At 64.5% G+C, this 6,880-nt stretch carries 6 protein-coding genes; 2 read left to right on the top strand and 4 right to left on the bottom strand.

Annotation, left to right across the window (positions count from 1 at the left end; all coding sequences use genetic code 11):
- A partial coding sequence (locus tag C444_RS00525; protein ID WP_004590090.1) for a multicopper oxidase domain-containing protein occupies nucleotides 1–657 on the bottom strand: 657 nt, incomplete at its 3' end.
- 354 nt (nucleotides 658–1,011) lie between these two features.
- Between C444_RS00525 and C444_RS00520 the strand changes: the two genes are divergently transcribed.
- Nucleotides 1,012–1,803 carry a 23S rRNA (uridine(2552)-2'-O)-methyltransferase gene (locus tag C444_RS00520; RefSeq protein ID WP_004590089.1) on the top strand — a complete coding sequence of 264 codons (792 nt, stop codon included), beginning with the start codon at nucleotides 1,012–1,014 and terminating at the stop codon, nucleotides 1,801–1,803.
- An 18-nt stretch (nucleotides 1,804–1,821) separates the two neighbouring features.
- Here C444_RS00520 and C444_RS00515 read toward each other — a convergent pair whose 3' ends face one another.
- From C444_RS00515 to C444_RS00505, 3 genes are all read right to left on the bottom strand, one after another.
- Entirely contained in the window at nucleotides 1,822–2,520 is a 699-nt protein-coding gene (locus tag C444_RS00515) for a queuosine precursor transporter (RefSeq protein ID WP_004590088.1), read from the bottom strand.
- Nucleotides 2,510–2,686 carry a ribbon-helix-helix domain-containing protein gene (locus C444_RS00510; protein WP_004516031.1) on the bottom strand — a complete coding sequence of 59 codons (177 nt, stop codon included), beginning with the start codon at nucleotides 2,684–2,686 and terminating at the stop codon, nucleotides 2,510–2,512. The genes C444_RS00515 and C444_RS00510 overlap by 11 nt, the downstream gene beginning before the upstream one ends.
- 270 nt (nucleotides 2,687–2,956) lie before the next feature.
- A complete protein-coding gene (locus C444_RS00505) occupies nucleotides 2,957–5,152 on the bottom strand; it encodes a twin-arginine translocase subunit TatC (RefSeq protein WP_004590087.1) in 2,196 nt (731 codons plus the stop codon).
- 104 nt (nucleotides 5,153–5,256) lie between these two features.
- Between C444_RS00505 and tatC the strand changes: the two genes are divergently transcribed.
- Complete coding sequence (tatC, locus tag C444_RS00500) at nucleotides 5,257–6,879, top strand: twin-arginine translocase subunit TatC (protein ID WP_004590086.1); 1,623 nt, start codon at nucleotides 5,257–5,259, stop codon at nucleotides 6,877–6,879.
- Nucleotide 6,880 lies beyond the last annotated feature (1 nt).

The following is a 6,880-nucleotide window of genomic DNA, read 5'->3' as shown; positions in this document are numbered from 1 at the left end:
CTCCCTCGCGCCATCAGAGATGTGTATAAGAGACAGGTAGAACTCGTGGTCCACTTCGGGGAGCCCCTCCTTCGGCTCGACGAGGATCATCCCGAACATCCCCGAGGAGATGTGCATATCGAGGTTCGGGACGGCACAGTGGTAGATGAACGCGCCGGGGTAGGTGGCCTTGAAGCGGAACGTCTTGGTCTGGCCCGGCGTGACCATCGACGCCTCTGCACCGCCACCGGGGCCGCGGACGGCGTGGAGGTCGATGTTGTGGGGCATCGAGTTCCCCTCCTCGTTCGTGATGGTGAGTTCGACGGTGTCGCCCCGGCGGACCCGGATCATCGGACCGGGAATCTGGTCGCCGAACGTCATGTACGTGTAGGTGACGCCCGGCTCGACCTCTGCGACCTGCTCTTTGGTGGTCATCTCGACCGACACAGTCTTTGGCTCCGACCGGTCGATAGGGTCTGGGATTGCGGTCGGGTCGGCGGCAATGCGGTCGACGTCGGTCTGTTGTGCGGCGTTCATAGCTGGCTCCTGAGGGGTCGTCTCCGCTTCGGTCGCTTGCTCTTTTGCGCCCGGTGCGCTGGCACAGCCCGCAAGTGCGGCCGTGCCGACGCCCAAGGCTTCTAACACCCGCCTCCGCGTCGCCGTCGGAATGGTTGACATTGGGAGGTCACTTCCTACAGATAGAAGTCGGAACGGGAACGATATATACCGGCCTGCGTACTCTCAGCCTATGAGATGGGTTCTCAATCGGTAGGAACGCCGATAACATGTTCGGACAGATGCTAATATGGCCCCACTGGATACGTACGAAACCCGGGCCAGCGGGGCTGATGTCGTGGCGGTCGCCGAATGCTTTCGCCCCATTCATGGCTTGATTCAGACAGGCCCCTGGTGCTACTGGGTCTGGACACGACCCCGAGTCGGCATCCATTTCAGCGCTGACCGCCTTTCTCTCACTATGACTGCAATTTCGCCGCCTTTCGGCGTTCGAGACATACGCGGTGTGAGGTAACTATGTCGGGCAAAGACGACTACTACAACAGAGCGAAGCAAGAGGGGTATCGCGCGCGGTCGGCCTACAAGCTCCAGCAGCTGGACGATACGGCCGGTCTGCTCGGTGAGGGCCGTACCGTCGTCGACCTTGGCGCGGCACCCGGCGGCTGGATGCAGGTCGCGGCCGAGCGAATCGGTGAGCGCGGGACGCTGGTCGGCGTCGACCGCCAGACAATCGATGACTTGGAAGACCCCGAGCCGACCGTCGAATACGTCCGCGGCGACATGACCGAGGACAGCACGAAAGACGAGATCCGTGAGATTGTCGGGGAGAGCGACGGCAGCGGGGGTCCGGTCGATGTGGTCATCTCCGATATGGCCCCGAACATGACCGGCCAGTACGATCTCGACCATGCTCGGTCGGTCCATCTGGTCCGGCAGGCCTTCGAGGTCGCGACGGACCTGCTCGACGCTGGTGGGGACTTCTGTGCGAAAGTGTTCGACGGCCAGGACCTTGACGACCTCATCGCCGACATCGAACCGGAGTTCGAGTACGTCCGCGAGGTCCGGCCCGACGCCTCCCGTGACTCTTCCTCGGAGCTGTATCTGGTGGCGAAACACCGCCTGACCGGGCCGGTCCGCGAGGGTGACATCGTGGAGGTCACCATTGACGACATCGGCGAGGAGGGCGACGGTATCGCCAAAGTCGAAAACTTCACTGTGTTCGTCAGTGGTGTCGAAGCGGGCGAGACCGTCGAGGTCCGAATCGACGACGTGAAGCCCCGGTACGCGTTCGCCGAACCGGTCGAGTAAGCCGCTCGCAGTCGTTTTTCAGTCGGCGCTCACCGGGGTCGTAACGACGTCGTTTCGCCGGGCGAAGCCGACGACGGCGTAAACAAAGGGCGTATCCACGACGGCGATAGCGAGTTTCAGCAGGTACTGGCCGACGATGAGCGCCAGCGCCTCGGCCGGCGGGACTCCCTGAAACAGGACGAAGCCGACGCCGACGAAGATGATCGTATCGATGAGCTGGCTGGTGGCTGTCGAGCCGATGTTTCGGAGCCAGAGCTTCTCACCGTCCGTTCGGTCCCTGAGCCAGTGGAAGACGAACACGTCCAAGTTCTGGCTCACGACGTAGGCCGACAGGCTGGCGACGACGATTGCCGTGCTGGCCCCGAGCACATTGCGGAACGCCGCGAGGTCGACGGGCTGAGCAGCCTGCGGGAGCCCGGGGGCGAAGATGGTACTCCAGACCAAGGCCAGCAGGACGAAGTTCATCGTGAAGCCGACGTTGACGACAACCGTCGCGGCCCGGCGGCCGTACAGTTCGGCGTAACAGTCGGAGGCGAAGAACGTCAGCGCGTACGCCAGCGCGGCCCCGGGAAGGACGAGCGTCGACCCGGCGAGCGGGAGCGAGAACGGCAGCGAGAACGCGAGTAGCTTCGAGGCGGTCACTTGCGAGGTGACCAGCGCTGTCACGAACAGCGCGACGAGCCCGACGCGCACCGCCTCCGACCGCTCACTGCTCATCGTCGAGTCGTCCCTGCCGTTCATCGATGTCGTCGAGCATGTCAAGCGTCTTTCGTACTGAGGCCCGAATGGCCTCGCTTCGGTTGACGAACTTCCCGTCCTCGCCGACGTGCTTGTCGATGTCGTTCAGCAGTTCAGCAGGGACTTCGACGCTTATCTTGGGCATATCTGGGGAATATATCGAGCATATGCTTAGCCACTGCGGTTTGCCGACCGGACGTATCAGCTCGCAGGCGGTCTCCGGGCATCACGAGAGCTACTGCACTCACGACAGGCCGGATGGAGAAAATCCCAGATTTCGGCCAGTAGAGAAGCGTCTCGCGGGGTTGTTATCGAGGTTACGGGCCGTTACGAGTATCACTGCGCGTTCCACGACCGGGACGGTGGCGCGATCATCGTCGAATAACACTCCCCGACTCGTCTCCGCGAACAGCTATCAGTCGGCCGGTTCGCTGCGCCGGTTCGTCGTCCGCCGGCCGCCGAGCGTGTACACCCAGAGGATGCCGAGACCGAGCATGTACGAAAACGCCGTCGGAATGCCGACGATGAACATCGTGAAGATGCCGCTCGGTGAGAGAATTGCCGAGAGGGCGACGATGGCGATGACGACCTCTCGCCAGCGCTCGTACATCAGGCGGAACGGGATGATGCCGCCCTTGTGGAAGAGGAACATCGTCACCGGGATCTCCGCCAGCAGGCCAATTCCGATAGTGAGGAAGAACACGAGCCAGCCGAACTTGCTCACCCGGTAGGCGATAACCATGTTCGAGTTCAGTTGGTCGTAGGCGATCCAGGAGATGGTCATCGGGGCCACGTAGAGGAACCCGAGCAGGCTCCCGCCGATGAGCGCGGCGAACAGCGTCCCGCCCCAGATGCCCAGGATGTTGCGGTTGCCGATGACGAGGCCGCGCTCGCGCATTGCCGGCCACGCGAAGTACAGCACCACGGGGATGACCGAGACGGCCCCGAGTATCGTCGAGAACTTGACGATGAACACCAGGTGCTCGACGGGGTGGAGCGTGACGATGCTCACGTCGGCGGCCATCTCCGGCGGGAGCCGGCTGACGAACGTCCGCTGTATCGATCCGATGCCGCCCTGATAGAGGAACAGGAATCCGGCGGCCAGCACCGCGCCGAAGATGCCCAGAATCACGAACGCCCGGGAGGCCAGCGCGCTGAGGATGAACTGGATGTCGTAGTAGTAGCCGCCGATCTCGTCTTCAGTGGTCTCGTCCTCGGTGAACGCGTCGACCATGCCGGCGGTCGTCGAGGTGAACACGCCGGTCTCTTCTTCGGGGTCCCCCTCGGGGGCCCCGTCCGCGCCATCGCCGGTCTCGCCCGCCGTGTCGTCCTCGTGGGCCATGTCCCAGCGGTCGAGGACGGCCTGGGCCTTCTCCTTGTCGTCGTTTGCCAGCGCGGTGTCGGCGTGGGCCAAGGCCTCGTGTTCGGCCATCTCCTCGAACACTTCAGGGGGCGCGACCTCGACGGCCGAGGCGTTGAGTTCATCGATGTCGATGGCCGTCGGGTCGCCGACCTGACCGGGGCCGGCCTTCTCCGAGAGGGCGGTCAGGACGTGATAGTAGAGGACGACGACAGCACCGATGACACCGAACACGGTGGCGAGAAGCAATGCCGTGCTCTCGACGGGGAGCCCGAACAGCGCCGGCGGCTGGATGTCGCCGGTGAGCCGGTCGGAGGGGAACACCTCGGCGAACCGCTGAATGTACTGGAACGCCGGCGTCGCCAGGAAGTAGTACACCATGCCGCCGCCCAGTACTGCACCACCGAGAATCGTGTTCCAGTGCCCACGGGCGACAGTACTGGTACTGACGAGGTCACCGGAGCGCCTGACCAGCATCGCGAGCTTCGCCAGCGCGAGGCTGATACCGTAGAGGCCACACAGCGGCGCGGCCCACATAATCTGCGTAAAGGGGTCCGGCGGCGAGAACAGCGCACCGAAGGCGAAAATCCCCATCACCGCGTAGCGCCACTTGTCCCGGAACGTCTCGTAGGGGACAATTTCGGTGTAGGAAAGCACCGTCATCACGAGCGGCAACTGGGCGGCGAGCCCGAAGGAGACGGCCAGCAGGAACACGAACTGGAACCACTTGACGATGGAGTACTGCGGCGTGAAGCCGGCCTTGAACGCGTCCCCGGCCAGGAAGTTGAACATCAGCGGGAAGAACAGCTCGTAGGCGTAGGCGACGCCGCCGAAAAACAGCCCCAGACTTATGCTGACGAACAGCGCGCCCTTCCAGGTCGGGATGTGTTCGGCCGGCCACCAGCCGCGCTGGCGGAGCCCGTCGCGGCCGAAGTAAATCAGCAGCGGAAGCGACATGAGAATCCCGATAACGGCTCCGATTTTCACCTGCAGGAGGATGACGTCGAACGGCGTGACCGCGACGATGCTCGTGGCCTCCTGCGTGGTGAGGTCCATCTGCGAGTACAGGAGATCGGCACGCAGCGTGTCCCAGACGCCGTACTGCAGTCCCATGATCGTGCCGATCATCCCGATGACGAAGACGATGAACACCTTCTGAAGGTGCACCTGTGCCGAGCGGAGCATCGCGCCGAGCGTGGCGCGCCCGCTCTGGACCGTCTGGACGGTGTCCTCGTCGATAGCACTCGCCATCTTCTCTGTGCCTAGCCCAGTGGGCGTTATCAATTTATTCATCCCGGTGACGGCCACTGCTCGAAAAGAAAGTTTACAACACCCACCGTCTAAGCCCGGGACAGATGGAGGACGGTGACGCAGACGACGAGCGGCGCGGGCCCGATGAGCCGCCACTACCGTCCGACGACGAGTCCGATGATTCGTCACTCCCTACCGACCCCGTGGCCGAAGCCGATGCCAATCGGGAGACGGACGATGTGACGGGTCCCGGACCCGCACCGGCCGGCGGCGACGAGCATACTATTGGCTCACACGCCGGGCCGACTGAAGCCGAATCCAGCGACGGGCTGTTCGACCGCGACGCGTCGGAGGTCACCGCGGCTGTGCCGGCGGACGTTCCGACCGACTGGGGCAAGTCGACGCCGTCACCGGCCGGTGCCGGTGGTGCTGCGCCGACGACCGGCGGCGGGAACGCACCGACATACGACCCGGACGACGACATCGTCGACCAGGGCGCGCCCGACGACGAGGAGATGCCCCTGGCCGACCACGTCGAGGAGATGGCGATGCGGCTGTTCGTCGTCGTCGGCGTGATGGCCGTCGTCGCCGTTATCGCCTTGCCGTACTCCGACGAACTCATCAACTTCCTGTGGTACTCCTTCCTCGACGGACCGGCCGAGGCCTGCGGCCAGGTCGCGACGAACGTCGACGGTAGCGTCGTTGAGGGCGCTGACTGTCCGAACGTCTACAACCCGCTCGCGCTCATTCTGGCACGGCTCAAGGTGTCCTCGCTAGTCGGCTTTATCGCTGCCTTGCCGGTGTTCGTTTACCAGACGTACCTGTTCATGCGGCCGGGGCTGTACCCCCGCGAGCGGCGCTACTACCTCGCCGCGGTGCCGACGAGCCTCGTGCTCGCAGCCGTCGGCGTCGGCTTCGCGTACTTCGCCGTGCTGCGGGCGATGTTCGATTACTTCATCACCTACTCCGACCGCGCGGCCGACCTGGCCTTCGGCCTGAGCGAGACGTTCAATCTCATTATCCTGATGCTCGGGCTGTTCGCGCTCATTTTCCAGATCCCGCTGTTCGTGATGCTCGCGGTGATGATGGGCGTGACGACCCGCCAGTGGCTGCAGGACCGGCGGCTGTACTTCTGGGGCGGCTTCGCCGCCGTGGCGTTCCTGTTCAGCCCGGACCCGACTGGGATGGCCCCGCTCATGGTCGCCGTGACGATGATCGGGCTATTCGAGGGCACCCTGTTGCTCCTTCGCTGGACCGGCAGCACGTCGCCGGTCCCGACGGCCGATGACCTCGCCGCACGCCGTCCCGCAGCGTGGGCGGTGTTCGGCATCGCCGGCTACGTCCTCAGCCCCGCGCCGGTGCCCACGGGCTACTACGAGCAGCTCCCGGCCGCAGTGACGGAGACGCTCGCAGCCGTCGGCCTCGGCAACGCCACGCCGATGCTCGTCGGCGGCGGGATGATCGTCCTGTTTGAGGCGCTGGCGTACGTGAACAAGAACTACTACGGCTCGGTCAAACTCTGGCGCGGGTTCCGGGCCGCCCGCCTGCCGGTGTGGGCCGTCGCCATCGTCGTCGGCTACCTCGGCAGCCCCGACCCGACGCTGTTCCGCCTCGTCAACCAGTTCAGTCTCCCGAGAAACGCCGCAATCGCCGTCGCCGTCGGCCTCGTCCTCCTCTACGAGGGGACCATCGCCGTCGCGCGCTGGCGAAGTGGGGAGGAGGCCTAGC

The sequence above is a fragment of the Haloarcula japonica DSM 6131 genome (genome assembly GCF_000336635.1).
In the GTDB taxonomy this organism is placed as follows: Archaea; Halobacteriota; Halobacteria; order Halobacteriales; family Haloarculaceae; genus Haloarcula; species Haloarcula japonica.
Note: the sequence above shows the minus strand (reverse complement) of the source record. Positions and strands in the feature narration are given on the sequence as shown.

What these genes read in the sequence shown, in the direction of transcription:
- tatC (WP_004590086.1), top strand. Translation starts at nt 5,257, where the DNA reads ATGGAGGACGGTGACGCAGACGACGAGCGGCGCGGGCCCGATGAGCCG.
- C444_RS00520 (WP_004590089.1), top strand. Translation starts at nt 1,012, where the DNA reads ATGTCGGGCAAAGACGACTACTACAACAGAGCGAAGCAAGAGGGGTAT.
- C444_RS00505 (WP_004590087.1), bottom strand. Translation starts at nt 5,152, where the DNA reads ATGGCGAGTGCTATCGACGAGGACACCGTCCAGACGGTCCAGAGCGGG.
- C444_RS00515 (WP_004590088.1), bottom strand. Translation starts at nt 2,520, where the DNA reads ATGAGCAGTGAGCGGTCGGAGGCGGTGCGCGTCGGGCTCGTCGCGCTG.
- C444_RS00510 (WP_004516031.1), bottom strand. Translation starts at nt 2,686, where the DNA reads ATGCCCAAGATAAGCGTCGAAGTCCCTGCTGAACTGCTGAACGACATC.